Source organism: Paenibacillus sp. R-74696 (assembly GCF_055814915.1).
The window spans coordinates 299,394-314,187 of the sequence record NZ_JBPULM010000045.1 but is presented as its reverse complement, the minus strand read 5'-3'; the positions used below and the strand labels follow the sequence as shown (position 1 = coordinate 314,187).

The following is a 14,794-nucleotide window of genomic DNA, read 5'->3' as shown; positions in this document are numbered from 1 at the left end:
CGTCTCCCACCCTGCCATGCCTTCCCATCATCATCTTAGGAGAGGTGAGCAACCGTGCCAATGAAGGGTGTTTTAAAAAGATATGTATCGCTGCTGGCCTTCGTCGCGCCTGCATTTATTTTGTACGCCATTTTTCTGCTAATTCCGACTCTTGGCGGTATGTATTACAGCTTTACAGACTGGAATGGACTGAATACCAACTATCAATTTATCGGTCTCGAAAATTTTGTGGAGGCGCTGAAGGACGACCCGGATTTTGTCCACTCGCTGCTGTTCACATTAAAATATGTGCTGTATATGCTTGTGCTGCAAAATGTAATCGCGCTGCTGCTTGCTGTTCTCATTGAATCGCGGAGCAAAAGCAAAGGATTTTTCCGCACGATATTTTTCATGCCGAACATGATTAGTATTATTATTAGCGCCTTTATGTGGACATTCGTGTTCACTCAAGTACTGCCGCAGCTGGCGGAAAAAACAATGTTTACCTTCCTGGATCAATCCTGGGTTGGCGATCCTAAGTTTTCCTTCTATGCCATTCTGATTATCTCGCTATGGAATGGCGTCGGCTACATGATGATTATTTATTTGGCGGGTCTGCAAGGAGTGCCGCAAAGCTTGATGGAGGCGGCCATTATTGATGGAGCGAATCCGCTGCAGCGCTTTATGAAGGTTACGCTGCCGATGATTACACATGCGATCACGATTTGCTTCTTCTTGACGCTGAACGGGGCTTTTAAGGTGTTCGAGGTCGTATATGGCTTTACGGGCGGAGGTCCGGGCCGGTCGACGCAGGTGATTACGATGAATATTTATGAAGAGGCCTTTTCGAATAATTTCCGCTATGGCTATGCCAGTGCGAAATCGGTCATTTTATTCATTATCGTCTTGATTTTCACACTCATCCAAATTGCAGTCATGAAAAGAAAAGAGGTGGAGGCATGAGAAACAGAAGCGCGAGCTCGTTATTTATTACGCTGTTTCTTACGATCGGAGCCGCCATTTCCTTCTTCCCGATTTATATGGCCATTGCCAATTCATTTAAATCGCAGGGAGAAATGTTTCAATCCTTCGTAGCTTTGCCGTCAGCGCCGACCTTTGACAACTACGTGCAGGCTTTTCACAAAATCAATATGCTTAGCAGCACGCTGAATTCGGTAATTGTATCGGTGCTGGGCATCGGCGGCATCGTGTTCTGCGCGGCGCTAGCGGGCTATAAGCTGTCAAGGACACCAGGCAAGGCGAGCGCAGCGATCTTTTTCCTATTCGTCGCTTCGATGCTCGTGCCGTTTCACTCGATTATGATTCCGCTTACCCGCATGGCGAACAGCTTGTCTGTGCAGGGCACTACTTATGGCTTGGCACTCATTTACATTGGACTAGGCGTCAATATGGCCGTTTTTCTATACCACGGCTTCGTAAAATCGATTCCGCGCGAGCTGGAGGAAGCGGCTCATATGGACGGCTGCGGCGAGTTTCAGACGTTTTTCCGGATTATTTTTCCGCTGCTGCTGCCGATTACGGTGACGATTGCCATTCTCGATTTCCTCTGGATTTGGAATGACTTCCTGCTGCCGATGCTGATGCTGACGGATTCGGATCATTATACACTCATCTTGTCCACGAACACATTGTTTGGCGAATACAACAAGGAATGGACACTCATCCTCGCATCGCTTGTACTGACGGCGATTCCTGTTATTATTATATATGCATTCTTCCAGCGCTTTATTATGGAGGGCATTACAGAAGGAGCAGTGAAGGGCTAATGGATAAATTATTATACGGGGTTGCTTATTACGATGAATATATGCCTTACGACAGACTGAATGAAGATATTCGCATGATGAAGGAAGCGGGCATTAACGTAGTCCGCATTGCCGAATCGACTTGGAGCACGCATGAGCCGCAAAATGGCATATTCGATTTTAGCTCGGTAGACCGCGTGCTGGATGCCATGCATGAGGCGGGTATCCATGTTATCGTTGGAACGCCGACGTATGCGATTCCGACGTGGATGGTCAAGGAGCATCCAGATGTGCTTGCGGTAACGGCGGCGGGGCCAGGCAAATACGGCGCGCGTCAAATTATGGACATTACGCATCCGGTATACTTGTTCCATGCTGAGCGAATCATTCGCAAGCTAATTGAGCGCGTTAGCAAGCATCCGGCGGTTATCGGCTATCAAACAGATAATGAGACGAAGCATTACGGCACGGCTGGACCGAATGTACAGCTGCGTTTCGTCAAATATATGCGTGATACTTACGAGACGCTTGACCAGGTTAATGAACTGTTCGGTCTCGATTATTGGAGCAACCGCATTAACAGCTGGGAGGACTTTCCGTCCGTTGTCGGCACGATTAACGGCAGCCTGGGTGCGGAATTCGCCAAGTTTCAACGCGGGCTGGTCAATGAGTTTCTCGCATGGCAGGTAGGCCTTGTCAATGAATACAAGCAGCCAGGGCAGTTCGTGACGCAAAACTTCGATTTTGAATGGCGCGGATATTCCTTTGGCGTACAGCCTTCGGTCAATCATTTTGAAGCAGCGGTGCCATTCGATATTGCTGGCGTGGACATCTATCATCCGTCACAGGATGAGCTGACGGGCATTGAAATTTCCTTCGGCGGGGACATGACGCGTTCACTGAAGGGCAGCAACTATTTGGTGCTGGAAACGCAGGCGCAGGCATTCCCGCATTGGACGCCATATCCAGGGCAACTGCGGCTGCAGGCGTTCAGCCATGTGGCATCCGGAGCAGATATGGTCGCCTATTGGCACTGGCACTCGATCCATAACTCGTTCGAGACGTATTGGAAAGGGCTGCTCAGCCACGATTTTCTGCCTAATCCGGTTTATAACGAAGCCGGAACGATCGGACGGGATTTTGCCCGCCTAAGCGATGAACTGGTGCATTTGCGCAAGCAAAACAACGTTGCCGTTATGGTGAGCAATGAAGCGCTGACGGCGATGGAATGGTTCAAGCTGCCGGACGGCAAATTGTACAATGATGTTGTGCGCTGGCTGTATGATGAGCTTTACAAAATGAACATCGGCTGCGATTTCATTACGCCAGCTTGCGAGCGGCTGGATGATTACAAAGTGGTTGTTGTTCCGGCTTTGTATGCGGTACCGGATGCGACCCTTGAGCGGCTAAATGCTTTTGTGGAGCAGGGCGGACATGCCGTTTATTCGTTCAAAAGCGGCTTTGCGGACGAGCGGATTAAAGTACGGACCTCGCAGCAGCCAGGTATTATTGGTAAAGCTTGCGGTGTTGGCTATAGCCTGTTTATCGATCCGAAAAATGTAGGACTGAAGGGTGCAGCGCTTTCGGCAGCGCCAGGAAGCGTTACAAGCTGGATGGAGCTGTTGACTCCGCTCACAGGCGACGTCGAAGTGCTGGCGCATTACGACCATCCGCAGTGGGGCGAATATGCGGCCATTACCCGCAACCGTTACGGCAAAGGTACGGCGACGTACATCGGCTGCCTGACGGATGGAGCTTCTGCCCATGAGGTGCTGAAGGGCACCGTTCAAGAGGCGGGACTATGGGGTGAAGATCAGCAGGTCAGCTTCCCGATTATCGTGAAGCATGGGGTTAATCAGCAGGGAGCACAGCTGCGCTACTATTTCAACTACTCGGCTGAGCCGGTATCCTTCGTTTATCCACATGCTGCGGGGCAAGAATTGCTGGAGGGCCGTGCGGTTAGCAGCGGCGAGCAGCTTACGCTTGCGCCGTGGGGCGTGCAAATTATTAAAGCAGGTTAGGTAGAGAAAAGAAGTAAAGCTGGCGTGACGTCTTGGCATTTGCGAAGGCGTCACGCCTTTTATGGTTCGGGTTCTTTTTATGAAAAATGGTGTTTTGCCCGATGCCGACATTCCTCTTGTATTCATAAGATAGTGGAATAGGATAGCCATTATCCAAATATGAGAGAATGCGGAGGGAGCCATGAATAAGGTCGCCTTCATTACAGGTGTGACAGGACAAGACGGCATGTATTTAACCGAACTGCTGCTGGCGAAAGGATACATCGTTCACGGTTTGAGACGGCGCAGCTCGCTGGCGAATACGGGGCGAATCGACCGGATTGTGGACGAAGCGAATCGTGTAGAACAGCGGCTCCATCTACATTATGGGGATTTGACAGATTCAACGAACTTGGTAAGGCTGGTGCAGGACATTCAGCCGGATGAAATTTATAATTTGGCGGCGATGAGCCATGTGCATGTCAGCTTTGATATGCCGGAATATACGGCGAATGCCGATGGTATCGGTACTTTGCGCCTGCTCGAAGCCATAAGGCTGCTTGGTCTGACCGATAAAACGAAAATTTATCAGGCATCCACTTCGGAGCTGTACGGACTTGTGCAGGCGGTTCCGCAAAGCGAGACGACACCGTTTTATCCACGCAGCCCTTACGCGGTCGCCAAGCTGTATGGCTATTGGATTACGGTCAATTACCGGGAAGCCTACGGCATGTATGCCTGTAACGGCATCTTGTTCAACCACGAAAGCCCGGTACGTGGAGAAACGTTCGTCACACGAAAAATAACCCGTGCCGTCGCCCGCATTGCCTCTGGCCTTCAGCAGACGCTGGAGCTGGGCAACTTGTCGGCCCAGCGCGACTGGGGGCATGCGCGAGATTATGTAGAAGCGATGTGGCGCATTCTCCAGCAAAACGAGCCGGAGGATTATGTCATAGCCACTGGGCAGACAACAGAAGTGCGTGAGTTTGTGCGGCTCGCTTTTGCCGAGGCAGGCATCGAGGTTGCTTTTACCGGCGAAGGAGCGGAGGAGCTGGGCCATGTGGTCAGCTGCAAGCGTCCGGAATACCAGCTTCCAGTTGGCCAATTGGTTGTCCAGGTTAATCCGCGATATTACCGCCCGACCGAGGTGGAGCTATTGCTTGGCGACCCGGGAAAAGCGCAGGCGAAGCTTGGCTGGACCCCAGCCAGCAGTCTTGCTGATCTCGTCAAGGATATGGTCGCAGCCGATTTGGAGGAGACGCAGCGCGTAGCGGATTTGCGCAAGTTAGGCTATGATGTAAGTTTGGATTTGGAATAGATGTGACAATAGCCCGCCGGATCACTGCAGCAAGTCAGCAGCTTCCGGCGGGCTATTGATTTGAGGAGTCGATTAGAGGAGACTCAGATTTTTTTCAATTGGGTGATAAACAAGATGGCGTGTAATATCGCCAGGATGCTGCACGAGAAGCGGCCCCCAAGAAGGATTTGTATCATGCATCAGTTTGAGCAGTGAAAGCATGCGATCAAATACTAACTGGACATCCGCTTCGCTAGACAAGCCTTCGGTTAAGGCTGCCGCTACGATATGCGCAGCATAATAACCAGAGCGGAATTCGTCGGAAAGCGAGCCTGTAGTGCGCATCAAGATGCGCAATGAAGAGGTAATGCGTTCATCCTTGTTTCTCCAATTTTGAATTTCATCGAGCGAGTGATTTTCAAGACTTCTAAGTTTGGTTTTCATAATGGTCCAAGCGACTATTCGGGCAGAGCGCTTAGCTGTATCTGCATCAATTCGGCTGCCTCCTAATTGAATATCGGAAAGATCCTTGTCAGATTCTGCTTCAATGATTTTCTCCCAATCACCTGCTTGATCGAATTCAAGCAGACCAGAAGCATAAGCACCTAAATATCCACGTAAAATGTCAGCTGTATGAGGATCACCAGAAGGCCCTTCATTTCGCAGCAGGGCTTGTCCGGTAAAAGCGGCGTTCATGCCGCGAAAATAACCGACAAGACCAATGGCCGCAGCAGGTCCCAAATTTAAAATGCCTAGAACATCCGAAGCGGTTTCGTCCATGCGGGATGCCCAGTAATCGGGAAGGCCTTGGCCGATATTTTCTTGGGTCAGGCTGGTGCGAACAGCATCTGCCAGTTCCTCCAACAGCCCAACATCTGCGTGCAGAATATCGTGGCCACATACCTCATGAGGGATGCTGGACCATGCCAGCAAGCCAGCAGCCGCATGGGCAGGAGGAAGACTGACAATCGCAGCTTCCAAACCAAACACAGATGTAGCGTCGATAGGCCAAGTATAAGGGCCGGATTCGGGTTCTCCCCACTTTACCAAGGCCGGAATAACACTAAGATCCGGTGGCTTGATGCCTATCCGGTCACCTGCACTTAGATAACCGTCATAAAGATCGCTGACCATCTCCTGAAAGCCATCGCTTGCCAGTGCATGAAAGCCTTCGCCATTCTGGAGAATGCTATGGGCAATATCCAGCATGAGTCTGGCTGTATTATTTCTATTTGGGTCCCGTAGTAAAATTTCCATGAAGCCCTGCTGGCCCAGATTATCCAAGGTGCGAATAAACGGAACGGCAACCGCCTGTTGATACAGCATCGGGAGCTTGCTCTTTGCTGCCTCAAGTCTCCCTCTCAATTGATGATAATCCGTCGGATCAGGCGGCCCCTGGATGTTAGAAAGCACAGCTTTCTTCACATCCTGAATGCATGCAGGCAAATTGGTGATATCCGGTATTACATGGGTAGCCGTGCGGCTTCTTTCAAGTGTTGTTTGCATAGTTAGGTTACCTCCTGAAAGTTATAAGAGCCAAAAGTTCTTGAACCAGCCTTGAACAAGACGTGCATCAAAAGTAAAGGTTTAAGTGTCATAAACAGAAATCTTCTATTGACCTAAGTGTTAATCAAATGATGACCCTCAGGGCTCCATAGTCGTTTTTGAAAGGCTGTTCCGTTTTTAAAGCGGAGTTCATAAAGATCAGGGTTTGTCATTTGTTCTCCCTGTTGATCGGTGAAATCGGGCACGTAATGCTGAAGCAGCAGTGTTAAGGCCAACCGATGGCTGACTAGAAGAAATGTTTGAGCGTCACTTTTCAATAGTTCGTTTGTGAATGCAACAATACGTGTGGATACTTCTTGTGTGCTTTCTTCTTTGTCGATACCGGTTACTCCTTGCTCTCGAAGACGGTTTTCCGCTGGCTCTAGCATGAGGTTCAGCCGTTTTTCAATAATTTGCGCTGTTTGCCAAGCACGCAGATAAGGGCTGGAGATTAACTTCTCCATGTGCAGGCTGTCCATGCCTGCAAGAGCATCTGCCAGTTGTTCAGACTGAGTTACTCCGACTGGACTAAGGGGAGCATCTGGCTGGTTTCCAGTAGCGAGTCCATGTCGAACCAAATACAAGGTTACTTCATCCTGCATCAGCTAATGTCACCTTCTGAGTAAGATTTTAAGCTTCTGTTCCAGGCAGGAGAATTTCTGCCTCGACTATAATGTGTAATATTTCATAACTTAATCCATTCCATAATTTGTGAGATGGAAACGATAAGCAATGTACTTCTGATACTTTAGCTTTTGGGCAGGGTATCATTGTTATGAATGCTAGATAAGAAAAAGATATTCCCTACCTGCTAGGGAATTGAACGAACATTTCTGAACAAATAAGCTTCCGACCCCACCCGAAGTGTGGAGCCGGAAGCTTATTGTCTTGGAGCAGAATGGATGGGGGGTGGAGAGGGGCCAGCAATCAGCCGCTTTATAACAGGCTTTCCCGCAGGCAATCGCAAATGTAGGCGATATCCTGCTCGGTTAAGCCGCCGTAGGTCGGCACATTCAGTCCTTGCGCTGCAATGCGGTTTGCGACGGGAAATTCCTCGCTGCGCTGCATGCCTTGATACGGCGGGAGCACATGCATCGGATAAAAGAACGGACGCGTTTCAATGCCGCGTTCTTTCAGGCGCTCCATGAAAGCGCCGCGCTGCTCTTCGTTATAGCCGTTTAGCAGGATGCTGAACATCCAGTAAACGTTTTTCGCCCATGGCTGCTCGGCAGGCAGCGTGAAGGCGCTGTTTCCTTCGAGCTGCTTGCGGTAAAGCGAGGCGACGCGTATCCGTTCGCCGACATGCCAGTCGATGTTTTCCATTTGTGCGCAGCCAACCGCCGCTTGCAAGTTCGTCAGGCGATAGTTGTAGCCAATGACGGGAAACCAATATTTGCGGGCGGGATCGATGCCCTGTCCGCGCAGAAGCTGCATTTTGCGGGCAAGCTGCTCGTCATTGGTCGTAATCATGCCGCCTTCGCCCGTCGTTATAATTTTGTTGCCGAATAGGCTGAACGTTCCCGTATGGCCCAGCGAGCCGGTCCGCTTGCCCTTGTATTTTGCACCGGGTGCTTCCGCAGCGTCCTCCAGCACAAATAATCCATGCCGCTCCGCAACTTCTGATATAGCGTCCATATTGGCAGGATGCCCGTACAGATGGACGGGAATGATCCCCTTCGTGCGTGGCGTAATCAGCCCCTCCAGCAGCTCAGGGTCCATGTTCCACGTATCCGGCTCGCTGTCAACGAAGACGGGAGTGGCTCCGCAATACGTGACGGCATTTGCCGTGGCGATAAAAGTCAGCGTCGGGACGATGACCTCATCTCCTGGGCCTACCCCGTGAGCGAGCAGCGCCAAATGCAGAGCAGTTGTTCCATTGCTGCACGACACGGCAAATTTCGTCCCGCAAAAGTCCGCGAAAGCTTCCTCAAACGTATGAATATATTTGCCTGTCGAGGAAATCCACGTGGAATCTAGGCAATCCATGACGTATTTTTTCTCATTTCCATTAAAAATAGGAACGGCAACCGGATAAAATTTGTCGCCCAACATTATGCCTCCTCCGTGTTACGTTCGCTCTTGGTTCAAAAGACGCTTCACTGTGGCGGGAACGCCAGCAGCAAGCGTTTGGTCCGGAATATTCCGAATGACGGCCGCACCAGCGCCAATCATGCAGCCTGCTCCTATGCGGATGCCGTCGATGACGACAGTGCCTGTTCCGAGAAAAGAACCGTCGCCGACCGTTACACCGCCGGACAGCGTGGAGCCAGGCGCCAGATGGCAAGCCTCGCCAATCATGCAATCATGGTCAACCGATGCAGCCGTGTTAATGATGGTGAGGGAGCCAATTCGAGCATCCGGCTGGATGATGCCTCCCGGCATAACAGCAATGCCACAGCCAAGCGTGGCGCTGGGAGCAATATAAGCTAACGGGCTTATGGCATTAATCAGCTCGAAGCCAAGGCTTTGCACATGGCGGGCGACCCGCAGCCGCGTTGCATTATCGCCGATAGCGATAAAAGCATGGCGTACCCCCTGCTCCAGCAGCAGAGGAAGCATGGCATCGTCGCCAAGCACGGGGACATTCAAAACCTGCCCGCCTGGCTCGCGGCCGATGCAGCCAATGACCTTGTATGTCCGGCTGGTACGAAGAATATCAACGACAACTTTGGCATGTCCGCCGGCCCCAACAACAACGGTGCGATAAGGATTCGCAGAAACAGCATTCATGCCGTATAGGCTCCTTCAACAATAAAATGAGGGGGTGATGCAGCTACTCCCATCATATTCAAATGGCAGAAAATTGCTTCACTTGCAGCCGGGCAGTCGTCCATTTATTCAAATATAGTTGAAATCCCTAGCAGGCGGGGGCATGTGCCGTTGCTTTTTGTGAGCGGGACAATACGCTATGGAGAAGGCAGAGCGATTGGAGGCGTGATATGAAACGCAAAAGAGCTCGTAAACAAGGAACAGCGAAGCGCGGCTCGCATAGCCGCATATCGCGAAGAAAACGCGGCAATAGAGCGCGAGTCGGAAAAGTAGCAAGGACAAGAAGACGCAAAGGCAGACGGGGCGGCAGGAAACTGCGCGGATCGAAAAGAAGCAGGAACAGGCAGAAGGCAGCCGAGCAGGCTCAGCTTGTAATTGAGCCTCCAGCACCGGTCGAGCCGCCTCCAGCACCAATAGATACGGAGCAGTTAAAAGCAAATAATGCAGCGTTCCGTCAGGGGCTGCCTGCAGGAGCTCCAATTGTAGAGCTGCTGCGCCGGGTATTCCGGCTGGGAGATGAGGATTTTTTATGGGAGCTGTATCGTCAGGTGCTCCAGCGCGAGCCGGATCACGAAGGCTTTAACGGCCATCGCAGCCATCTGGCCAATGGCACGCCGCGGGCGGTTATTGCTGCGGCTCTTATCCAGAGTCCAGAGGCGGATGCTATTTTCTCCAGAGTGCCATCTGGAGAAGCGAATACGACAGCCCATCTGATTCAGCATTTGTTCCCCGCTGCGGATTTGGATTTTATTCACGGCATCCACGTACAAATAATGAATCGTGCGCCGGATAGCAATAAGGTAGGACGATACACGACGGCCTTGAAGCAAGGACTGCTGCGGCGCGCATGGATAGCGAGCCTTGTCATGTCGGAGGAGTTTGGACTGCTCATTGGGGCGCCGTATTTACCTCCGCTTGCGGCGAGTGCGGCCCGTATAAACAGCCGGCAAATCGGCATGTTCCTTTGCTTTGGGGTGCAAATTGCGATGGATGGCGAAGGCATCGGTCGTTTCATCGTCCGCTTGTCGGAAGGCTTGCTTGCGCTGGAGAATGATTTTACCCTTCATGTGGCGACAACGGAAGCGAATTTTGCCGAGGCTGCTGCTGTGTATGCCCCGCTGCGCGCGGCTTATGGTGATCGTTTGAAGCTGCACCGCACGGACAGCATGGATACGGTGAACCGCAGCGTGCCTGCGGACATATGGATTGTGCCATATGTTGGGATGGCGCTCGCGCAATATTTGGAAAAACCTTATATGGTTTGTCTGCATGATCTCGTATATTTGCATTTGCCTGAGCTGTACAGCGCGTATACCCAGCATTACCAATATATCCATTCTGTAGCGCAAAAGGTGACGGAAAAAGCGGCGAAGGTAGTCTTCGCTTCGGAGTTTACCCGCAATCATGAGGGATTGGAGTTTCTCGAGCTGGCTGTCCACAAAACGGCTGTCGTGCGCTTTGCAGCGCCGCATGAGGAATATGCGGTGTTTCAAACGCATAGCGAGGAGAAGTTCCGCAGCGCCTACAAGCTGGATGGTCCATATTTGACCTTCCCGTCGGTTGTAAGGCTGCATAAAAATCATGAGGGCCTCATCAAAGCTTTTGCGCTGTTCAAGCAGACGGAAGCAGGAAGAGCATCTGGCATGAAGCTTGTTTTTACAGATGATCTTGGGAACCGCCCGCGGCAGCAGGAAATTTTGGCAGCGCTGAGCGAAATTGCCGATCCTGTTATTTGCAGTTCAATCGTGTTTATGGGGCGCATAGCTTCAGTAGATTTACCTTCCCTATACCGCTATGCCGCAGGCACAATCGTTCCAACGCTCTTCGAGGGCAGCTGCCCATTCCCTATATTGGAGTCGCTGCTGATGAATACGCCGGTCGCCTTCGGAAGGCTGGAGGTGGTGAAGGAGGTTATTAGCGACATGAGCTGCTTCGCAACCTTCCATCCGCATAATATCCAGGAGATGGCGGACGCTATTGCACGGCTGTCACGGGAGGGAGAAGAGGTTGTCCCACGTCAGCAGGCCGCACTTAGCGGCGCGTTGAGCAGGAGATGGCTGGATGTCGCAGGAGATTATGCAAACGTCATTGAAGAGGTGCAAGCAGCTGCCGACTAGGGCAGCTGCTTGCCGTAATACCGCCAATACGTATCGCGAAAAACGTTCAAATAACGCTTTGCCACATCATCCCAGCTTTCCGCTGGATCATGAATGCCCGCCATGGCGGAGCTTTTGTATTCATCATAATTGGCAGTCAAATCTTCAAGCGCTTGAACGATGGAATCGGGGCTGTGGGGGTTGAACCAGGCGATTTTGGCACTATGCCGCGCCAGATGCTCTCGCATCACCGGAATGTCCGAGCAGAGCACCGGAGTACCGAGGCGAAGCGCTTCTTCGACCGGGTAGCTTCCGCCACCTTCCGAAAGGCTGGGCATAATGAGCGCCCAGGCATTTTTAATGAGTGCGGGAATATCCTCATCTCCTACAAAGCCGAGCGGGTAAAGATCACGATTGACGACAAGGCCTGTTCGGCGAATGGTGGAGATGAGCGTTGGAATCCAACTGTGCTGCGGCGTGCAATCCGGAAAAGGCTGCCGCAGCGTATCGGTTAAATAACCAGTGAGCACTAGCGGGCATTTGGTGCGCCCCTTCCAATGGGACAAGGCCTCGAGCAGATTGTTGTGGTTTTTATGCGGCGATGTATTGGATGGATAAATGATGTATTTGGACGGAATGCGGGCAGCGGTGGCAGGAGAGACCTGGCTTGCATATTGTGCGGCAATCGGTGTAATGGCATGGGGCACGACAGTAGCCGATTGATGGCGAGGGCCGAAATGAGCAATGAGGCGATTTTTCACATGCTCCGAAGAAACGACGACGGACGTGACGTGGTCCAGCCATTTTTTCGATAAAATCCAGTGGCCCTTAAGCTGCTCGCCATTTGTAAAAGGCGGGACATAATCGAACATCGTCGTATCGTGAAAGGTGCAGACGGTTGGACGATCAAGGGCGTGGTAGGGGTGGGTGTGCGGCCAGTAGTAATAGACGATGTCGATACCAGCGAGCAAATAGGAATTTTGGTCGGAATCGATGCTGTGCTGGGTGGTTACCATCTCAACCTTGCCTAATGCTTTCAGTTCCGCGACGTTGCGAATAAGGGAATCGGGCGAGAGGACGAGCCTGATCTGCTCCACATCTGGCTGCCTGGCCATAGCCGAAATCAAATTATGGAGCAGTCTCATCCCGCCGCCGATGGAAAAATGGACAGACCATACAAGAATTCGCATTGTTACAAACCTCCTGCCAAGGGCGAGGCTGTCTCCTGCCTAACAGGAAGGATGCCAGCCGTTGCTCCGTGAATTATGAAAAATGTTGCGCTTGCGAATTCAATATATGTGGGGGCACGGGCAGTTATTCGCAGCATCGGCGCAGGATTTGTGGGCAGCGGGCTAAAGGCCCGCTAGCTTAAGCACATGTTCAAGCTTATTTATATTAACGACAATATTATCCGTTCCGACGAAAGGCTTGGGTGGCTGCTCCACTTCGCATACGATTTCATAATAGTCTACGCCAGCATGTGCGCATAGCTTCCAGAAATAGGGGTCGACGAAGGTGGAAGGAGCAAGCTCCAAAAGAGCTGCGCCCGGCTCGCAGAAGGCAATGTTGATGCTGCCGCTCCCGAAGGGGGCGACAATATGCTGCGCTGACGAGAAAATTGCGATTTTCTCTGCGGTAGAGAGCGGAGTGAGCACGATTTCCCTGAAGCCCTTGCCTTTCAGAAAACGGAGAACCTCTTCCTCGTTGGCGACAAAGCGGGCCTGGGCATCCTTGCGGGTAATATAGAGGCGCTCGAAGCCTTTTTTGGCTTTTACGCGCCGGTCAGCTTTAAGCCGCTTGGCCATGAAATGCGACGCCCACGGCGGACATTTGCCGACCATCAGCGGCACCGCCGGCACGATCAGGCGGTCGGCAAGCAGATGAAAGTCCGCATCCTCGACCTGAATGCACTTATGGAGCGGAATGCCTAGCATGGCAAGCGATTCATAGTGAAAAGGGTGAAACAGCTTGCCGATGACATATTTGTCAATCGGAATGCCGCTTTTCTCCAGCAAATGGAGCCTCGGCAGCAGATCGAAAAACCAATGTCCGAAAATGTTTTGCGTACATGCCTTGATATGCGGCATGTTCCAGCCCCAAATGAGCGTGGCGACCGTTCCCTTGAAATGCTGCGGCTCCGGCAGCTGCGTGAAATCAATGAGCGGGCAGTCGAGCTCGACATCGCGCAGCCGCTTATTGTCCGGCGTAACAACATATGCGTTGCTCGTCACCAGCCTCCCGCCAGGAATGGCCGCTACAAAAGCTTCATCAAAGGCAGAAGCCGTCACCCAGCGTGGCTGATCGATGCCTTTGCCGGCGGGGAGCGTCAACGTTTCAGCCGGGTAAATGACCTGATAATAATAGGAAAGCAGATCGGGAGGGACAGCCGCTTGCTGCGCCCAATCTCTCGTTTTCTCATAAAATTGCTGAGGGATAGTGTAGATAGGGATCGCCTCCTTCAATCCGGATCATGCAGCGCACCTGGTGCGGCGTATCGTTCTGCACGCTGCATAATGCTTGAAATTGCTAAATATGCTTCCATCGCTAAGCGTAATGATCAGCAAGCTCCTGCTGCCGCCCAATGATCGGCTGGAAGCTGGCTGGGCAGCCTTTAGGAAACAGAACGCCCAAACCGTTGGAATGCTCGAAATGCAGGTGAGGCATCGCCGAAAGCTCCGCCCAGAGCCGGTAAACGCCAAAATCCGCGAGCCGAACCACGGTGTCATGAAATAAAATAATGCCACCCTCCGCAAGCTTGGGAAGCCAAGTCGTATAGTCATGCAGAACAGCTTCATAAACATGGTAGCCGTCAATATGCAGCAGTTGAATCGAACCGTCGGGAAAGGCGGCCAGCGCCTGGTCAAAGGTGCCGCGCAGCGGTGTTCCGATACCAGGAAATTCACGGGCGCTTACTGCATTGACCGCAGCGTACATCGAATCATCCAGCGTGCCATAAGCTCCGGTATGGGCATCGCCCATCCAAGTATCCACCGCATAACATGCGCTTTTCAACTTAGCATCCTTAATCGCTTGGCAAAAGCTGAAATAAGATGTACCGTACAGCGTTCCCAGCTCTACAATCAGGCTCGGGCGGGCAAAACGGACAAGATCATAAGCAAATTTTCGATGCCCGGACCAGGCTCCGCCAGCCATAAAGCTTGCGGGCAGCTCAGGTGCCGCATCTGCAATAAATTTCGGGTTGTAAAATGTCCAGTCCATAACATCCTCCTGCCTTGCAAAATAGAAGCATAACTACACTATCCTATGTGGAGCTTGCCAGATAGGATAGGGCAGTTGCGCCAAGTAAAAGCGCACATTTCTCCTTCTCATAAACGTACAGCC

At 51.7% G+C, this 14,794-nt stretch carries 12 protein-coding genes; 5 read left to right on the top strand and 7 right to left on the bottom strand.

The annotated features are described in order from the left end of the window. The first annotated feature begins 60 nt into the window (after positions 1-60). From ACSR9A_RS21620 to gmd, 4 genes are all read left to right on the top strand, one after another. Positions 61-942: a carbohydrate ABC transporter permease gene (locus ACSR9A_RS21620; RefSeq protein ID WP_445933815.1), complete on the top strand. Its 882-nt coding sequence runs from the start codon at positions 61-63 to the stop codon at positions 940-942. Continuing rightward, on the top strand, positions 939-1,766 hold the full coding sequence (locus tag ACSR9A_RS21615) for a carbohydrate ABC transporter permease (protein ID WP_473759412.1): 828 nt from the start codon (positions 939-941) through the stop codon (positions 1,764-1,766). The genes ACSR9A_RS21620 and ACSR9A_RS21615 overlap by 4 nt, the downstream gene beginning before the upstream one ends. Next, on the top strand, positions 1,766-3,766 hold the full coding sequence (locus ACSR9A_RS21610; protein WP_473759411.1) for a beta-galactosidase: 2,001 nt from the start codon (positions 1,766-1,768) through the stop codon (positions 3,764-3,766). Before ACSR9A_RS21615 ends, ACSR9A_RS21610 begins: the two co-directional genes overlap by 1 nt. 181 nt (positions 3,767-3,947) lie before the next feature. Continuing rightward, a complete protein-coding gene (gmd, locus tag ACSR9A_RS21605; protein ID WP_473759410.1) occupies positions 3,948-5,063 on the top strand; it encodes a GDP-mannose 4,6-dehydratase in 1,116 nt (371 codons plus the stop codon). Between the two features lie 72 nt (positions 5,064-5,135). On the opposite strand, the gene ACSR9A_RS21600 is transcribed toward gmd, so the two are convergent. The 4 genes from ACSR9A_RS21600 to ACSR9A_RS21585 form a co-directional block, all read right to left on the bottom strand. Continuing rightward, positions 5,136-6,548: a hypothetical protein gene (locus ACSR9A_RS21600; protein ID WP_473759409.1), complete on the bottom strand. Its 1,413-nt coding sequence runs from the start codon at positions 6,546-6,548 to the stop codon at positions 5,136-5,138. A 113-nt stretch (positions 6,549-6,661) separates the two neighbouring features. Continuing rightward, on the bottom strand, positions 6,662-7,189 hold the full coding sequence (locus ACSR9A_RS21595; protein WP_473759408.1) for a histidine phosphatase family protein: 528 nt from the start codon (positions 7,187-7,189) through the stop codon (positions 6,662-6,664). Positions 7,190-7,523: 334 nt separating this feature from the next. Beyond that, positions 7,524-8,639, bottom strand: coding sequence for a DegT/DnrJ/EryC1/StrS family aminotransferase (locus ACSR9A_RS21590; protein ID WP_473759407.1), 1,116 nt, complete (start codon positions 8,637-8,639; stop codon positions 7,524-7,526). A 15-nt stretch (positions 8,640-8,654) separates the two neighbouring features. After that, positions 8,655-9,317 (bottom strand): acetyltransferase, encoded by a 663-nt coding sequence (locus ACSR9A_RS21585; protein WP_473759406.1) that lies wholly within the window; start codon positions 9,315-9,317, stop codon positions 8,655-8,657. Positions 9,318-9,526: 209 nt separating this feature from the next. Between ACSR9A_RS21585 and ACSR9A_RS21580 the strand changes: the two genes are divergently transcribed. Then, entirely contained in the window at positions 9,527-11,473 is a 1,947-nt protein-coding gene (locus tag ACSR9A_RS21580; RefSeq protein ID WP_473759405.1) for a DUF4214 domain-containing protein, read from the top strand. Here the strand turns inward: ACSR9A_RS21580 and ACSR9A_RS21575 are convergent. From ACSR9A_RS21575 to ACSR9A_RS21565, 3 genes are all read right to left on the bottom strand, one after another. Next, positions 11,470-12,642, bottom strand: coding sequence for a glycosyltransferase family 4 protein (locus ACSR9A_RS21575; protein WP_473759404.1), 1,173 nt, complete (start codon positions 12,640-12,642; stop codon positions 11,470-11,472). The genes ACSR9A_RS21580 and ACSR9A_RS21575 overlap by 4 nt on opposite strands. 162 nt (positions 12,643-12,804) lie before the next feature. Further along, the gene (locus ACSR9A_RS21570) at positions 12,805-13,914 is read right to left on the bottom strand and encodes a glycosyltransferase family 61 protein (protein WP_341282417.1); all 1,110 of its coding nucleotides are present in this window, start codon (positions 13,912-13,914) and stop codon (positions 12,805-12,807) included. Between the two features lie 82 nt (positions 13,915-13,996). Next, positions 13,997-14,671 (bottom strand): class I SAM-dependent methyltransferase, encoded by a 675-nt coding sequence (locus ACSR9A_RS21565; protein ID WP_473759403.1) that lies wholly within the window; start codon positions 14,669-14,671, stop codon positions 13,997-13,999. Positions 14,672-14,794: the final 123 nt, after the last annotated feature.

Excerpts from the sequence above, each read along its gene's own strand:
- ACSR9A_RS21585 (WP_473759406.1), bottom strand. The coding sequence starts at position 9,317 with ATGAATGCTGTTTCTGCGAATCCTTATCGCACCGTTGTTGTTGGGGCC.
- ACSR9A_RS21595 (WP_473759408.1), bottom strand. The coding sequence starts at position 7,189 with ATGCAGGATGAAGTAACCTTGTATTTGGTTCGACATGGACTCGCTACT.
- ACSR9A_RS21615 (WP_473759412.1), top strand. The coding sequence starts at position 939 with ATGAGAAACAGAAGCGCGAGCTCGTTATTTATTACGCTGTTTCTTACG.
- ACSR9A_RS21600 (WP_473759409.1), bottom strand. The coding sequence starts at position 6,548 with ATGCAAACAACACTTGAAAGAAGCCGCACGGCTACCCATGTAATACCG.
- gmd (WP_473759410.1), top strand. The coding sequence starts at position 3,948 with ATGAATAAGGTCGCCTTCATTACAGGTGTGACAGGACAAGACGGCATG.
- ACSR9A_RS21610 (WP_473759411.1), top strand. The coding sequence starts at position 1,766 with ATGGATAAATTATTATACGGGGTTGCTTATTACGATGAATATATGCCT.
- ACSR9A_RS21620 (WP_445933815.1), top strand. The coding sequence starts at position 61 with ATGAAGGGTGTTTTAAAAAGATATGTATCGCTGCTGGCCTTCGTCGCG.
- ACSR9A_RS21575 (WP_473759404.1), bottom strand. The coding sequence starts at position 12,642 with ATGCGAATTCTTGTATGGTCTGTCCATTTTTCCATCGGCGGCGGGATG.
- ACSR9A_RS21590 (WP_473759407.1), bottom strand. The coding sequence starts at position 8,639 with ATGTTGGGCGACAAATTTTATCCGGTTGCCGTTCCTATTTTTAATGGA.
- ACSR9A_RS21580 (WP_473759405.1), top strand. The coding sequence starts at position 9,527 with ATGAAACGCAAAAGAGCTCGTAAACAAGGAACAGCGAAGCGCGGCTCG.
- ACSR9A_RS21565 (WP_473759403.1), bottom strand. The coding sequence starts at position 14,671 with ATGGACTGGACATTTTACAACCCGAAATTTATTGCAGATGCGGCACCT.